Source organism: Vibrio sp. 99-8-1 (assembly GCF_013114595.1).
Taxonomy (GTDB): domain Bacteria; phylum Pseudomonadota; class Gammaproteobacteria; order Enterobacterales; family Vibrionaceae; genus Vibrio.
The window spans coordinates 70,633-85,031 of sequence record NZ_VTXE01000023.1; the positions used below are offsets into that span (position 1 = coordinate 70,633).

Consider the following 14,399-nt stretch of genomic DNA (forward strand, 5'->3'; position numbering starts at 1 on the left):
GCAAATTATGACATTATTTTCTTAATAAAATAGCGTAAAATCTGCTCTCGTCTTTTTATCCATCTACTAGTAATCATCTCCATGGACTCAACACTACTCTATTTTATCGATCTATTTGGTACGGCCGTTTTCGCAATATCCGGTGTGTTATTGGCAGGACGTTTAAAAATGGACCCCTTTGGTGTTGTAGTACTGGCAAGTGTAACCGCCATTGGCGGAGGCTCTATTCGCGATGTACTACTAGGTGCGACGCCTGTGTTTTGGATCACCGATAACGCTTATATTTGGGTCATTATTTTTACCTGTTTATTAACCATGGCGATTGTACGTAGACCAAAGCGATTACCTTGGTATGTACTCCCTGTCTGTGATGCTATTGGTTTAGCCGCTTTCGTAGGTATTGGTGTAGAAAAAGCCCTTAGCCTGCAAACCTCTTATCTTATTGCAATAATAATGGGTGTATCTACTGGTTGCGGTGGCGGAATTATCCGCGACGTTTTAGCAAGAGAGATCCCCATGGTATTAAGAAGTGAAGTCTACGCCACGGCTTGCATCATTGGTGGCTTCTTCCATGTTACCGCACTGCATTTTGGGCTGGATAATTCGGCCGCCTTTTTATTGGGTGCAATCTCTACACTTTCAATTCGTTTAGCAGCTATTAAATGGCATTTATCATTACCAACATTTGCCCTATTACGATAGCTCTCATATGAATGGCAACGCTATTATTGGCGTGTTCCGTTTTCGATAAGTTGTAGAAGCGTCTTAATAGCGTAGTAACAGGCCTGTTCCCTAACTTCAGCTCTGTTTCCAGAAAAATATTGCACTCGCTGGACCTGCTCTCCATCAGCCAACTGCCAACCGAACCAGACCGTTCCTACAGGTTTATCATCACTACCGCCACCGGGACCGGCAATGCCACTAACAGATATCGCCACATCTGCTAGTGAATGCTCAACAGCACCAGCAGCCATCTGTTCCACAACTTGTCTGCTGACAGCACCATGGCGGTTAATCGCCTCTTCATCGACGAATAACATCTGTTGTTTAGACTCATTGCTATAGGTAATAAACGCACGGTCGAACCAAGCAGAGCTACCGGAAATATCGGTAATCGCCGCCGATATTCCACCACCAGTACAAGATTCCGCAGTTGTCACTAGCCAACCTTTACTTTTTAACTGCTTCCCTAACGTTTCACTTAATTGAGTTAATGTTTCCATGATCGAAAAACCCTCGATTTCATCTTGCCTGTCAATTCTATTCACGTATCCTAAGCCGCTGGAATAAGAAGTTAAAGTGGTAAATAAGGTCAACATGGCAAAAGCGACTCCTACACACACGCCTATGATGCAGCAGTATTTAAAATTAAAGGCGGAAAACCCTGATATCTTGCTGTTTTATAGAATGGGGGATTTTTATGAACTTTTTTATGATGATGCAAAGAAGGCTTCACAACTTCTTGATATTTCGCTAACCAAGCGAGGCTCTTCTGCTGGAGAGCCCATTCCAATGGCAGGTGTTCCATACCATGCCGTTGAAGGCTATCTAGCAAAATTGGTTCAGATGGGAGAGTCAGTCGCTATCTGTGAGCAAGTAGGTGATCCTGCGACAAGCAAAGGGCCTGTAGAACGCAGAGTGGTTAGAATTGTTACCCCCGGCACCGTCACCGATGAAGCATTACTTTCAGAGCGTGTAGATAACTTAATCGCCGCTATATATCATCAAAATGGTAAATTTGGCTATGCCACGCTAGATATTACTTCTGGTCGCTTTCAGTTATGTGAACCAAATAGCCAAGAGGCCATGTTGGCAGAGCTGCAACGTACCTCTCCCACAGAACTTCTATTCCCCGAAGATTTTGAACCAGTAGAAGTCATGGCAAACCGAAATGGTAACCGTCGTCGTCCTGTTTGGGAATTTGAACTAGAGACAGCAAAACAGCAATTAAACCAGCAGTTCGCGACCCGTGATCTTATTGGTTTTGGTGTAGAAAACGCCGAGCTTGGACTATGCGCGGCAGGATGTCTTATTCAGTACGTCAAAGATACGCAACGTACAGCATTACCACATATACGCTCTCTCACTTATGATTCTCAAGATCATTCCGTCATTCTCGATGCCGCCACTCGTCGAAATTTAGAGATTACACAAAATTTATCCGGCGGTAGTGATAATACACTGGCGGATGTACTTGACCATAGCGCCACGGCCATGGGAAGCCGCATGCTAAAGCGCTGGTTACACCAGCCTATGCGATGCAGGGAAACCCTAAATCAGCGACTCGACGCTATTACCGAACTAAAAGAACAAGGTTTGTATACTGACCTTCAGCCAATCTTAAAACAGATTGGGGACATTGAGCGTATCTTAGCGCGCTTAGCTTTAAGAACGGCACGTCCGAGAGATCTCTCTCGCTTGCGTCACGCCATGCAACAACTGCCTGATTTAGCAGACACAATGCAGGAAATCAGTGATTCTTACCTTGGTAAGTTGCGTCAGTTTTCCGCACCTATGGACGATATCTGTCAACTATTGCAACAAGCGATAAAAGAGAATCCCCCAGTTATTATTCGCGATGGCGGTGTCATTGCCACAGGTTACAGCGCTGAACTGGATGAATGGCGTGACCTTGCAGACGGAGCAACAGAGTATTTAGAGAAATTAGAAGCGGATGAACGAGATCGCCATGGAATAGATACCCTAAAAGTTGGCTACAATAATGTTCATGGTTTTTATATTCAAGTAAGCCGAGGCCAGAGTCATTTAGTTCCTCCGCACTATGTTCGTCGACAGACACTTAAGAATGCTGAACGCTACATCATTCCTGAGTTAAAAGAGCATGAAGACAAGGTATTAAGTTCCAAATCAAAAGCCTTAGCTATCGAAAAGCGTTTATGGGAAGAGCTGTTTGACTTATTAATGCCTAACTTAGAGCGATTACAAAACTTAGCGTCCGCAATCTCTCAGCTAGACGTTTTACAAGGGTTAGCGGAACGGGCTGAAACGCTGAATTATGCTCGTCCCTATCTGACTGATGATATCGGCATTCATATACAAAATGGTCGTCACCCTGTGGTGGAACAAGTTATGGACACCCCTTTCATCGCCAACCCGATAAAGTTAAGTCCAGATCGAAAGATGCTTATTATTACAGGGCCAAATATGGGCGGTAAATCCACCTATATGAGACAGACTGCTCTGATTGTCTTACTTGCTCATATTGGTTCTTATGTCCCAGCAGAAAACGCTACTATAGGAATCATAGACCGAATATTTACCCGAATTGGTGCCTCAGATGATCTCGCCTCTGGTCGTTCAACATTTATGGTTGAAATGACTGAAACTGCCAATATTTTGCACAACGCAACACCACACAGTTTAGTTCTCATGGATGAAATTGGTCGTGGAACAAGTACTTATGATGGTCTCTCTCTGGCATGGGCCAGTGCGGAGTGGTTAGCCAACCAAATCGGCGCAATGACACTATTTGCCACTCATTACTTTGAGTTGACCGAACTGCCAAACCAGTTAAAACAGCTCGCTAACGTTCATCTAGATGCGGTAGAGCATGGTGATAGCATCGCCTTTATGCATGCGGTACAGGAAGGTGCAGCCAGTAAGTCTTATGGTTTAGCCGTTGCAGGCCTTGCTGGTGTACCTAAGACAGTGATCAAAAATGCGCGTGGAAAGCTAAACCAACTGGAACAGATGGGTAATCAACCTTCGACTCCAAACAACAATGTCGATATCGCCAATCAGCTGAGTTTAATTCCTGAACCTAGCGAAGTCGAACAGGCACTCTCCAGCATTGATCCAGATGATTTAACACCACGGCAAGCCTTGGATGAGCTCTACCGACTGAAAAAGCTGCTCTAGATCGAAAAAGGGATCATATTGATCCCTTTTTTATTTTCTATCCTAACCTCACTCCATTCTGAGCAGGTTAAACGTGATATTTTCGGCTACATCTGCTCTACATCGAACAGTGACTCCATGTTAAGCCCTTGTTTCAATAGAATTTCTCGTAGGCGACGCAGTCCTTCAACTTGAATTTGACGAACTCGTTCACGAGTTAAACAGATTTCACGGCCAACTTCTTCCAATGTCGAAGGCTCATAGCCAAGTAAACCAAATCGGCGAGCCAATACCTCTTTCTGTTTTGGATTAAGTTCATCGAGCCAGTCAATCAAAGAACTTTTAATATCATCATCTTGAGTAGAAACTTCGGGGTCTGAATGGTTAACATCCGGAATAATATCCAAAAGTGCCTTTTCTCCATCCCCACCAATAGGTGTATCTACCGAGCTCACTCGCTCATTAAGGCGAAGCATTTTGCTCACATCACTTACTGGCTTATCAAGCTGCTCTGCAATCTCTTCTGCTGTCGGTTCATGGTCCAGCTTCTGAGACAGTTCACGAGCGGTACGCAAATAGATATTAAGCTCTTTCACGACGTGGATAGGTAGTCGAATAGTACGGGTCTGATTCATTAACGCACGTTCAATAGTTTGACGAATCCACCATGTGGCATACGTAGAAAAACGGAACCCTCTTTCTGGATCAAATTTTTCAACTGCGCGAATGAGCCCTAGGTTGCCTTCTTCAATAAGATCAAGAAGTGCCAAACCTCGGTTACTGTATCGACGAGAAATTTTAACGACCAAGCGTAAGTTACTTTCAATCATTCTTTTTCGAGCGGCGTCATCACCACGCAATGCTCGGCGAGCGTATAGAACTTCTTCTTCTGCGGTTAATAGTGGAGAGAAACCAATTTCTCCGAGATAAAGCTGCGTTGCGTCCAAGCTCTTCGCTGTTACCTCGTACTCTTCTTTATTACTGGTCTCTTCTGCTGGTTGGGTTTCTTGAACAAGATTAGCTGCTGAAGCATTGATACCTTCATTAATCTCAAACTCTTCGACTTTCGTTGCTGCATTGCTGATACTCATAGCGCCTCCCCTTGGCGAGTTTAGCAAGACATTACTACCGCTAATGTCGCTGAAATAAACTTAGAGCTAAGGCAAATACCGTTTTGGATTTACAGATTTACCTTGATATCGAATTTCAAAATGTAATTTCACTCTATTTGCTCCAGAACTTCCCATGGTGGCGATCTTCTGGCCGGCTTTTACACTTTGTCCTTCTTGTACTAGCAAACGGTCGTTATGGGCATATGCACTTAAATAGTTATCATTATGTTTCACGATTATCAAATTACCGTATCCGCGAAGTGCATTACCGGAATATACAACTGTACCACTTGCCGTAGAAACAATAGACTGACCTCGCTGCCCTGCTATGTCTATGCCTTTGTTTCCTTGGTCTCCAGTTGAGAAACTCTTAATTACCCTCCCTTTTGTTGGCCAAGACCACTTCGAAATTTTGACGTTTTTCGCTTTAGGCTTATTGGCATTTTTATTAACATTTTGTTTACTCTGATTTCCAACATACTCTTTTGACTTAGCAGGATCAAGCTTATTTGTCACAGTTTTTTTGGCATTTTGTGAATTTTTTGAACTTGAATTTGTTAAGTTAGGAGTTGCTTTATTAGCACTATTTGCTGCGGTTGAACTAGAGGAAGCCGCTGTTGAAGTGCTAATCGTACCAGCTGCTACAGTAGAAGTAGCAACAGAAGAACTGTTATTTCCTCCTGTACCTCCATAAGCAGGAGCTTTATAAGCTGGGCGCCATAAACGAAGCTTTTGACCAGGGTGGATCGTGTAAGGAGCAGAAAGATTATTGTAACGAACAATATCGTTTACATTCTTATCTGTGATGTAGGCTATAAAATAAAGGGTATCACCCTTCTGAACTTGGTAATAACTGCCTCGATAACTGCCTCGTTGAATAGAGTTGTAATCTTTCTGTATGCTAGAAACTGGAGCTGGGGACGTCGCAGAGCAGCCTATTAACAAGGCTGCAAATAGACTTGGTATCACCAGTTTCAATCGCATCTTCATTTTATGCCAAATTACCTGCAATAAGAGGAACAAACCTTACCGGCTCTACGATGGTGGACGTAAAGCTGTCTCCATGTCGTACAATTTTAAGTAACTGTTGGTTATCTTCTCCTACCGGAATAACCAAGCGACCATTTTCTGCTAACTGTGCAGTTAGTGCTTCCGGTACTTGAGACGCCGCTGCGGTGACAACAATAGCATCAAAGGGGCCTTTATTCTCCCAGCCTTGCCAACCATCAGCATGCTTAGTCGTTACATTATAAATATCCAGCTGCTTTAACCTACGTTTCGCCTCCCATTGTAGAGATTTAATTCTCTCTACTGAGTAGACTTTATCTACCAACTGAGCCAAAACAGCCGTTTGGTAGCCTGAACCTGTTCCCACCTCCAACACGCGAGTTGAAGAGTTTAACTCTAGCAACTCAGTCATCTTCGCAACAATATAGGGTTGAGAAATTGTCTGACCATGAGCGATTGGTAAGGCATTATTATCGTAAGCCTGATGCCTTAATGCTTCAGATATAAACTGCTCTCTAGGGACTCTTGCTATTGCATCAAGAACGGCGTTATCTTTCACACCGTTTACTTTTAGAAATTCAATAAGCTGCTCGACATATGGACTGCTCATTATCTTTTTCCCTGCATCCAAGCTTGCACGCTATTGATTGACTCATGAGCAGTAAGGTCCACCTGCATAGGTGTAATGGAGACCATACCATGCTCAATAGCATAAAAGTCCGTTCCTTCACCTGCATCCTGCTCTTTACCTGGAGGGCCAAGCCAATAAACATCATGCCCACGAGGATCTTTTTGTTTAATCATATTTTCTGCGTGGTGACGTGCACCCAATCTTGTTACTTGCTGGCCTTTTAATTGTTCAAAAGGAACATCCGGCACATTAATATTAAGCAATCGGTTAGTGGGAATAGGCGACTGCAGATGCTGCTCAACAATCTGTCGAGCTATTTTAGCCGCAGTGGCAAAATTATCACTACCTACCAAAGAAAACGCAATAGATTGAACTTGTAAGAAATGCCCTTCCATCGCCGCGGCAACGGTTCCGGAATAGAGAACATCATCACCTAAGTTCGCACCATGGTTGATGCCACTAAGCACCAAATCCGGTAAATCATCTTTCAGTAACTCGTTTAAGGCAAAGTGAACACAATCGGTTGGCGTTCCTTGTACTGCATAAACATTGTCTGAGAACTGAGACACCCTTAGTGGCGTATCCAGTGTCAGAGAGTTTGATGCCCCTGAACGGTTTCGATCTGGAGCGACGATAATAATTTCCGCAAGATCGGCAAGTTCTTTAGCGAGCATGTTCAATCCTTCGGCATGCACTCCATCATCATTGCTAAGCAAAATTTTCATTATTATCTAAGCCTTTACTCGTAACTACGTTCTACTGGGATCTCTTGCACTAATTCTCTTATGATTGATGTCGCAAAGCTTCCAGACGAAAGAGAAAAACACAACACAACATTATTATCTTGTACTGAATATGATAAATCCGTCGGTTTCAACAAGGTCTCTCGTCTGTCATGACGCATGCGATTGCCTCTAATTAGAGCCATAAGGTCCGGTTCTGAGTCAACAATCTTCTGTTCCAATTGCAAAGCTTGTTGTTCAGTTGGTAAAGCGTTATCACCTGCCAGCGCAGCTGTAATAAAGGCTTCGCCAGATTCTAACTTTTGTTGATATTGTGCTAACTCATCTGCCGTTATGGCACTGCTGATTTTTTGCTCTGCCATGACACTTTCTTCAAGTTTAGTCTCGTTAGCCAACATAACAATATCGCCTGGCACCAGAGTAGAAAAGCAATCCTGATTAATTCTATCAGAGACAATATGGTTGAATATCCAAGAGCGCGCGGTGGAAAGATACATGCTTCGCTTGTTTTGGTTTCTAGTGCGTACGTTATCCCGCCCCCAGCGCTTAGCCTCCAGAACATTGTTGCCATCCCGACCAAAACGCTGAGCACCATAATAGTTTGGTACACCACCGGAGATCACCGACTCGACTCTCTTCTCTACAGACTCGACATCTGACACTTCAGACAAGGTAATCTCAAAGCGGTTGCCAATTAAATCACCCGGGCGAAGCTTTTTGTTGTGTCGATTCAACTCAAGTATTTGGATGGAAGGATACTGTTTTTCAAATTCAGAGAAGTCAGGCTCTTGTTCCGCTTTGGCTAAATGAATACTTAGCCACTGTTCTGTCACCGCATGCCTATCTTTTAACCCTGCCCAGCCTACATTTTTAGATTTAACATTGCAGTATCGTGCTAATTCATTGGCCACAAACATCGTGTTTTCACCGGTTTTACGGATTTTCACCATCAGGTGCTCACCCGAACCAGTAAATGAGTATCCCAATTCTTCTTTTACAACGAAGTGTTCAGGCTCCGCTTTTAATTTTGCTTTACACTCTGGCTTTCCATACAGATAAGCCAGATCTTCAAGTATATCGGTCATAGGTTACTTCTTAGTTAACAGAACGACGGCTTCACAGGCAATACCTTCTTTGCGACCTGTGAATCCCAACTTTTCAGTTGTCGTTGCTTTGACATTTACATTATCTATCGATGTTTGCACATCTTCTGCAATGGCTTCTCTCATTGCTTGAATATATGGCAGCATTTTAGGTGCTTGAGCAATGATAGTGACATCCAAGTTACCTATCTGGTAACCACGCTGCTGAGCAAGGCGATACACCTCTTTGAGTAGTTCTCGGCTATCAACGTCTTTCCAACGCTCATCATTATCAGGGAAATGCGTTCCAATATCACCTTCTGCTAACGCCCCCAGCAGGGCATCGGTCAGAGCATGAAGAGCAACATCACCATCTGAGTGAGCAATTAAACCTTGTGAGTAAGGAATAGCAACGCCACCAATAATAACAGGGCCGTCACCACCAAATTTATGCACATCAAATCCGTGACCTATCCGAATCATCTCTGTTCCTTTTGTTCTTTACGCAAGTAAAATTCAGCCAAGGCTAAATCTTCTGGTTGAGTTATCTTTAAGTTGTCCATTCGACCGGGTACTAACTGAGGCTGTCTTCCAAGCCACTCCATCGCTGACGCCTCATCGGTTATCGTCGCGTTAGCCTGTTTTGCTTTAATCAATGCCTCATGTAACTGATGGCTATTAAACATCTGTGGTGTTAAGGCGTGCCATAAATCTTGGCGATCGACAGTTACAGAAATGGCACCCTCACCATTCCCCCGTTTCATGGTATCTCTAACGGGAGCCGCCAATATACCGCCCAGTTTGTTTTTGCTCACTTGTTTGATCAAAGCATCAATGTCACTGATTGAAATACAAGGCCTTGCTGCATCATGCACTAACACCCAACTCTCTGGATCTATCTCCAATAATCGAGCTAAACCAGATAACACAGAATCGGCGCGCTCTCCACCGCCATCGACTCGAATCACTTTCGGATGGTTCGCAATCTTCAACTGTGGGAAATAGGGATCGTTTGGACTTACCGCAACAATAACATTCTGTATTTGGGGATGTTCAAGAAGTTTCTCGACAGTGTGTTCTAAAATCGTTTTTTCAAGCAACTGTAGGTATTGCTTTGGGATTTCTGCCTTCATACGACTACCGATACCCGCTGCGGGCACAATGGCGTATAGTCGTTGTTCTATATTTGTAACCATTTCAATTAGACCATTCTGTAAAACTAACTGTTCAGATAATGACTTTATCTATTGTTCAATCTAGTGGAGTCGTTCAACTTACTTGGATTACTCGTCCTACTGGGAAGTATCACCCACTATACGGTAAAAGGTTTCGTCCTCTTTCACCATACCGAGTTCGTGTCTTGCTCTCTCTTCTATTGCGTCAAGCCCTTGCCTAAGATCATCTATCTCAGCAAACATTTCATCATTACGTCGTTGTAATTCTTTATTCACGGACTGCTGAATAACAATCTCGCTATTTACATTGGCGTTTTCAATCAGCCCATTCTTCCCCCAAACAAGGAAGTAAATCAGAACAGATAATAAGCAGGTTAAGCCAAGAGTGAGTAGACGCACTGAACAGGTTTCTCATCTTTAAAACTGAAGCGCTATATATAGCACAGAAGGGCATTTGGTGCGAGAGAACAGCGAGAGTAACAACTGGAAACAAAAACGCCTTCAAAAATGAAGGCGTTTTAAAACAAGTAATAAAGTTATAATTCTAAAGAATTATTGACCTTTTACTTCTTTTAGTCCGTTGAAAGGTGCACGTGAACCTAGTGCTTCTTCGATACGGATAAGTTGGTTGTACTTAGCAACACGGTCAGAACGGCTCATAGAACCTGTTTTGATTTGGCCAGCAGCAGTACCAACAGCAAGATCAGCAATAGTTGCATCTTCAGTTTCACCTGAACGGTGAGAGATAACAGCTGTGTAACCTGCATCTTTAGCCATCTTAATTGCAGCTAAAGTTTCAGTTAGAGAACCGATTTGGTTGAACTTGATAAGGATAGAGTTAGCAACACCCATTTCGATACCTTTCGCAAGGATCTTAGTGTTTGTAACGAACAGGTCGTCACCTACTAGTTGAAGCTTGTCACCTAGTAGTTCAGTTTGGTGCTTAAAGCCATCCCAATCTGACTCATCAAGACCGTCTTCGATAGATACGATTGGGTACTGATTAGCTAGGTCAGCTAGGTAGTGGTTAAACTCTTCAGAAGTGAAGATTTTACCTTCGCCTTTCATGTTGTAGTTGCCAGCTTCTTTGTCGAAGAACTCAGATGCAGCACAGTCCATCGCTAGAGTAACGTCTTTACCTAGCTCGTAACCAGCAGCTTCTACAGCTTCTTTGATTGCAGCTAGTGCAGCAGCGTTAGATTCTAGGTTAGGAGCGAAACCACCTTCATCACCAACTGCAGTGCTTAGGCCTTTAGCCTTAAGTACTTTAGCTAGGTTGTGGAATACTTCTGCACCTACACGTAGAGCTTCTTTAAGAGTTGGCGCGCCAACAGGTTGAATCATAAATTCTTGGATATCAACGTTGTTATCAGCGTGCTCACCACCATTGATGATGTTCATCATTGGAAGAGGCATAGAGAACTGACCAGGAGTACCGTTTAGTTCAGCAATGTGCTCGAACAAAGGCATACCTTTAGCAGCAGCAGCAGCTTTAGCATTTGCTAGAGATACCGCTAGAATTGCGTTTGCACCAAATTGTGATTTGTTTTCAGTACCATCTAGGTCAATCATCACTTGGTCAACATCAGCTTGAGCTTTTGCATCCTTACCAACTAGTGCTTCAGCGATTGGGCCATTTACAGCTTCAATTGCTTTAAGAACACCTTTTCCTAGGAAACGTGCTTTGTCACCATCACGTAGCTCAAGAGCTTCGCGAGAACCAGTAGATGCGCCAGATGGAGCAGCAGCCATACCTACGAAACCGCCTTCTAGGTGTACTTCAGCTTCTACAGTTGGGTTACCACGTGAGTCGATGATTTCACGACCTAGAACTTTAACGATCTTAGACATTAATGTTTCCTCTCGTTTCAATTTAAATGTCAAAACTAAAGGGTAGCCGCACAGCATGAGCAACTACCCAGATTCTTTTACTTCTCTAATTCACCACGCTGAAATTCTCCAGCGGCTTTGACGAAACCTGCAAACAATGGATGCCCATCGCGAGGAGTCGAGGTAAATTCAGGGTGGAACTGAGCAGCCACAAACCAAGGGTGATTTGGATTCTCTATCACTTCCACTAACTTCTTGTCCGCAGACAAGCCCGACACTTTAAGGCCGGCATCTTCTAATTTAGGGCGAAGATTATTGTTTACTTCATAACGATGGCGGTGACGCTCATGAATGGTCGCACTGCCATACAGGTCTCTTGCTTTGGTTCCTTTCTCAAGGTGACACAGCTGAGAACCAAGACGCATAGTTCCACCAAGGTCTGATTTTTCGGTGCGCTCTTCGACTTTACCTTCGCCGTCAACCCACTCGGTAATCAATCCTACCACTGGATACTTCGTCTTACTGTTAAATTCTGTTGAATGCGCACCTTCTAGGCCAACCACATTACGTGCATATTCAATCAAAGCAACTTGCATACCCAAGCAAATACCCAAATAAGGGACATTGTTCTCACGAGCGTACTGGGCAGCGAGTATCTTCCCTTCAATACCACGGTCACCAAAACCACCGGGTACTAAGATAGCATCGAGTCCTTGAAGGACTTCTTCGCCTTTTGACTCGACATCTTGCGAATCAACATATTTGATTTTAACGCTTAAACGGTTTTTAAGGCCAGCATGTTTTAACGCTTCATTGACGGATTTATACGCATCCGGCAGTTCAATGTATTTACCAACCATACCAATCACAACTTCGTCAGTTGGGTTGGCTTCTTCGTAGATAACTTGTTCCCACTCAGATAAATTCGCCTCTGGCGCTTCAATTCCAAAGCGAGCACAAACCAGATCATCAAGACCTTGTGCTTTTATCAGTTGAGGTATTTTATAAATGGAATCAACATCTTTCATCGAGATAACCGCTTTCTCTTGCACATTACAGAACAAGGCGATTTTCTTACGTTCATTAGCAGGAATGATACGATCACTACGACAAACTAAAATATCAGGTTGAATACCGATAGAAAGCAGTTCTTTTACTGAGTGTTGCGTTGGTTTAGTTTTCACTTCACCAGCAGCAGCTAAGTATGGCACTAGAGTAAGGTGCATAAACATAGCGCGCTCACGGCCAACTTCGGCAGCAAGTTGACGAATCGCTTCCATAAATGGCAGAGATTCGATATCACCAACGGTTCCACCTACTTCAACAATGGCAATTTCATGACCTTCTGCACCAGCAAAAACTCGATCTTTAATCGCATTGGTAATGTGAGGAATAACTTGAATCGTTGCACCAAGGTAGTCACCACGGCGCTCTTTTCTAAGTACGTCGGCATAAACACGACCCGCAGTGAAGTTGTTTCGCTTGGTCATCTTGGTACGGATAAAACGCTCGTAGTGACCTAAATCAAGATCAGTCTCCGCGCCATCTTCCGTAACAAATACTTCACCGTGCTGCGTAGGGCTCATCGTGCCCGGATCAACGTTTATGTAAGGGTCAAGCTTCATCATAGTCACTTTAAGACCACGAGCTTCAAGAATAGCGGCCAATGAGGCTGCTGCAATACCTTTACCTAGTGAGGAAACAACCCCGCCAGTAACAAAAATATAATTTGTCGTCATGTTTAACCTGAAATTGGTTGAATGAGGGAAATGAGTACTTTCTGGACGGGATGTAAATATACCAGAAGCGTCATACCACCACAACGTGAAACTTATCACAGTTTAATTTTTTATTTTTTGCTTCAAATCAATTGTGCTGGTCTTCCCCTTTAAGTGCCAATTATTACTAGATTTATCAGTTAATCTGCTACAAAAGCAGAGTTAGCCGCTCTTCTCATTCTGCTTTATCTGTTGCCAGTACTGATCTAGCTGTTCTAAATCAAAATCATCCAGCTCTTTACCCTGTTGAGCAACAATACGTTCGACGCCTTTAAAACGTCGCTCAAACTTATTGTTTGCTTTGCGCAGTGCGGCCTCAGGGTCATGACCTAAGTGCCGTACTAAATTGACAGTCGCAAACAACAGATCCCCCAGCTCTTCTTCCACAAGCTCCGGGTTAGGAACGGGCTGCAACGCTTCATCCAGAACCTCTTGAACCTCTTCATTGACCTTACCTGCCACTGGCTCAATAGAGTCCCAATCAAAACCGTGTTTAGCACATCGTTTCTGTATCTTATTGGCTTTTGACAGTGCAGGAATAGATGTTGGTATTGAGTCTAGAATACTTTCTTCAACTTTGCCTATCTGTTGCTTTTCCTTTTGTTTCTCTTTTTGCCAGTTTTCATTTAGCTCATCTTCAGAGTCAAAAGAGTGATCAGAAAAAACATGCGGATGTCGACGAGTCAGTTTTTCGTTGACGGTTTCAACGACTTGTTCAAAATCGAATAAATTCTCTTCTTTAGCTAACTGGCTATAAAAGATCACCTGAAACAGTAAGTCACCCAACTCTTCTTTTAGATTTCGCCAATCTTTGTTATGAATAGCGTCAACCACTTCATAAGTCTCTTCTATGGTGTGGGGCACTATGGTGTCAAATGTCTGCTTCTTGTCCCATGGACAGCCCATTTCGGGATCACGTAGTTGAGACATTATTTTTTCAAGCTGTTTAATAGGATGAGACATGGTGATGAGCTCTTTTTGATAAATACTATACTCAAGTGACCTCAAGGTGATTGTTCAGCGAGAATTTATTGGCTGCTGATCAAGGCACTGATTTGAAGGCATAGTCATTCTACGACAAGAATCAGTAACACAGAGCTGGAGCCAATAAAACTCGCCCTTTGGGAGCACATCAACACGCCCATTTCTGCGTCAGATAATCTTGAAAGGGAATGCCATTCC

The 14,399-nt window shown here is 43.4% G+C and carries 14 protein-coding genes; 2 read left to right on the forward strand and 12 right to left on the reverse strand.

Translation table 11 applies throughout. The features are described 5' to 3' along the window. Positions 1-81: 81 nt before the first annotated feature. Complete coding sequence (locus F0227_RS13940) at positions 82-702, forward strand: TRIC cation channel family protein (RefSeq protein ID WP_171753830.1); 621 nt, start codon at positions 82-84, stop codon at positions 700-702. Positions 703-725: 23 nt separating this feature from the next. On the opposite strand, the gene pncC is transcribed toward F0227_RS13940, so the two are convergent. Next, complete coding sequence (gene pncC, locus F0227_RS13945; RefSeq protein ID WP_171753831.1) at positions 726-1,223, reverse strand: nicotinamide-nucleotide amidase; 498 nt, start codon at positions 1,221-1,223, stop codon at positions 726-728. Positions 1,224-1,317: 94 nt separating this feature from the next. On the opposite strand from pncC, the gene mutS reads away from it, so the two are divergent. Beyond that, positions 1,318-3,879: a DNA mismatch repair protein MutS gene (gene mutS, locus F0227_RS13950; RefSeq protein WP_171753845.1), complete on the forward strand. Its 2,562-nt coding sequence runs from the start codon at positions 1,318-1,320 to the stop codon at positions 3,877-3,879. A gap of 86 nt (positions 3,880-3,965) precedes the next feature. Here the strand turns inward: mutS and rpoS are convergent, their stop codons facing one another. From rpoS to mazG, 11 genes are all read right to left on the reverse strand, one after another. Beyond that, positions 3,966-4,949 (reverse strand): RNA polymerase sigma factor RpoS, encoded by a 984-nt coding sequence (gene rpoS, locus F0227_RS13955; RefSeq protein WP_171753832.1) that lies wholly within the window; start codon positions 4,947-4,949, stop codon positions 3,966-3,968. 66 nt (positions 4,950-5,015) lie between these two features. After that, positions 5,016-5,954 (reverse strand): peptidoglycan DD-metalloendopeptidase family protein, encoded by a 939-nt coding sequence (locus F0227_RS13960; protein ID WP_171753833.1) that lies wholly within the window; start codon positions 5,952-5,954, stop codon positions 5,016-5,018. A gap of 7 nt (positions 5,955-5,961) precedes the next feature. Continuing rightward, positions 5,962-6,588, reverse strand: coding sequence for a protein-L-isoaspartate(D-aspartate) O-methyltransferase (locus F0227_RS13965; RefSeq protein ID WP_171753834.1), 627 nt, complete (start codon positions 6,586-6,588; stop codon positions 5,962-5,964). After that, positions 6,588-7,334, reverse strand: a complete 747-nt coding sequence (surE, locus tag F0227_RS13970) for a 5'/3'-nucleotidase SurE (protein WP_171753835.1) — start codon at positions 7,332-7,334, stop codon at positions 6,588-6,590. The genes F0227_RS13965 and surE overlap by 1 nt, the downstream gene beginning before the upstream one ends. Before the next feature lie 14 nt (positions 7,335-7,348). Next, positions 7,349-8,437: a tRNA pseudouridine(13) synthase TruD gene (gene truD / locus F0227_RS13975; protein ID WP_171753836.1), complete on the reverse strand. Its 1,089-nt coding sequence runs from the start codon at positions 8,435-8,437 to the stop codon at positions 7,349-7,351. A gap of 3 nt (positions 8,438-8,440) precedes the next feature. Continuing rightward, positions 8,441-8,917 (reverse strand): 2-C-methyl-D-erythritol 2,4-cyclodiphosphate synthase, encoded by a 477-nt coding sequence (gene ispF / locus F0227_RS13980; RefSeq protein WP_171753837.1) that lies wholly within the window; start codon positions 8,915-8,917, stop codon positions 8,441-8,443. Then, entirely contained in the window at positions 8,914-9,630 is a 717-nt protein-coding gene (gene ispD / locus F0227_RS13985; protein WP_171753838.1) for a 2-C-methyl-D-erythritol 4-phosphate cytidylyltransferase, read from the reverse strand. Before ispD ends, ispF begins: the two co-directional genes overlap by 4 nt. A gap of 96 nt (positions 9,631-9,726) precedes the next feature. Beyond that, entirely contained in the window at positions 9,727-10,008 is a 282-nt protein-coding gene (gene ftsB, locus F0227_RS13990; protein WP_171753839.1) for a cell division protein FtsB, read from the reverse strand. A 153-nt stretch (positions 10,009-10,161) separates the two neighbouring features. Next, the gene (gene eno, locus F0227_RS13995; RefSeq protein ID WP_171753840.1) at positions 10,162-11,460 is read right to left on the reverse strand and encodes a phosphopyruvate hydratase; all 1,299 of its coding nucleotides are present in this window, start codon (positions 11,458-11,460) and stop codon (positions 10,162-10,164) included. Positions 11,461-11,537: 77 nt separating this feature from the next. Further along, positions 11,538-13,178, reverse strand: a complete 1,641-nt coding sequence (locus F0227_RS14000; protein WP_171753841.1) for a CTP synthase — start codon at positions 13,176-13,178, stop codon at positions 11,538-11,540. A gap of 201 nt (positions 13,179-13,379) precedes the next feature. After that, positions 13,380-14,180, reverse strand: coding sequence for a nucleoside triphosphate pyrophosphohydrolase (gene mazG / locus F0227_RS14005; RefSeq protein WP_171753842.1), 801 nt, complete (start codon positions 14,178-14,180; stop codon positions 13,380-13,382). Positions 14,181-14,399 lie beyond the last annotated feature (219 nt).

Bases quoted from the DNA above. Each gene is read 5' to 3' on its own strand.
- eno (WP_171753840.1), bottom strand. From the start codon at position 11,460: ATGTCTAAGATCGTTAAAGTTCTAGGTCGTGAAATCATCGACTCACGT.
- pncC (WP_171753831.1), bottom strand. From the start codon at position 1,223: ATGGAAACATTAACTCAATTAAGTGAAACGTTAGGGAAGCAGTTAAAA.
- ispF (WP_171753837.1), bottom strand. From the start codon at position 8,917: ATGATTCGGATAGGTCACGGATTTGATGTGCATAAATTTGGTGGTGAC.
- surE (WP_171753835.1), bottom strand. From the start codon at position 7,334: ATGAAAATTTTGCTTAGCAATGATGATGGAGTGCATGCCGAAGGATTG.
- truD (WP_171753836.1), bottom strand. From the start codon at position 8,437: ATGACCGATATACTTGAAGATCTGGCTTATCTGTATGGAAAGCCAGAG.
- F0227_RS13960 (WP_171753833.1), bottom strand. From the start codon at position 5,954: ATGCGATTGAAACTGGTGATACCAAGTCTATTTGCAGCCTTGTTAATA.
- F0227_RS13965 (WP_171753834.1), bottom strand. From the start codon at position 6,588: ATGAGCAGTCCATATGTCGAGCAGCTTATTGAATTTCTAAAAGTAAAC.
- mutS (WP_171753845.1), top strand. From the start codon at position 1,318: ATGGCAAAAGCGACTCCTACACACACGCCTATGATGCAGCAGTATTTA.
- F0227_RS13940 (WP_171753830.1), top strand. From the start codon at position 82: ATGGACTCAACACTACTCTATTTTATCGATCTATTTGGTACGGCCGTT.
- rpoS (WP_171753832.1), bottom strand. From the start codon at position 4,949: ATGAGTATCAGCAATGCAGCAACGAAAGTCGAAGAGTTTGAGATTAAT.
- mazG (WP_171753842.1), bottom strand. From the start codon at position 14,180: ATGTCTCATCCTATTAAACAGCTTGAAAAAATAATGTCTCAACTACGT.
- ispD (WP_171753838.1), bottom strand. From the start codon at position 9,630: ATGGTTACAAATATAGAACAACGACTATACGCCATTGTGCCCGCAGCG.
- F0227_RS14000 (WP_171753841.1), bottom strand. From the start codon at position 13,178: ATGACGACAAATTATATTTTTGTTACTGGCGGGGTTGTTTCCTCACTA.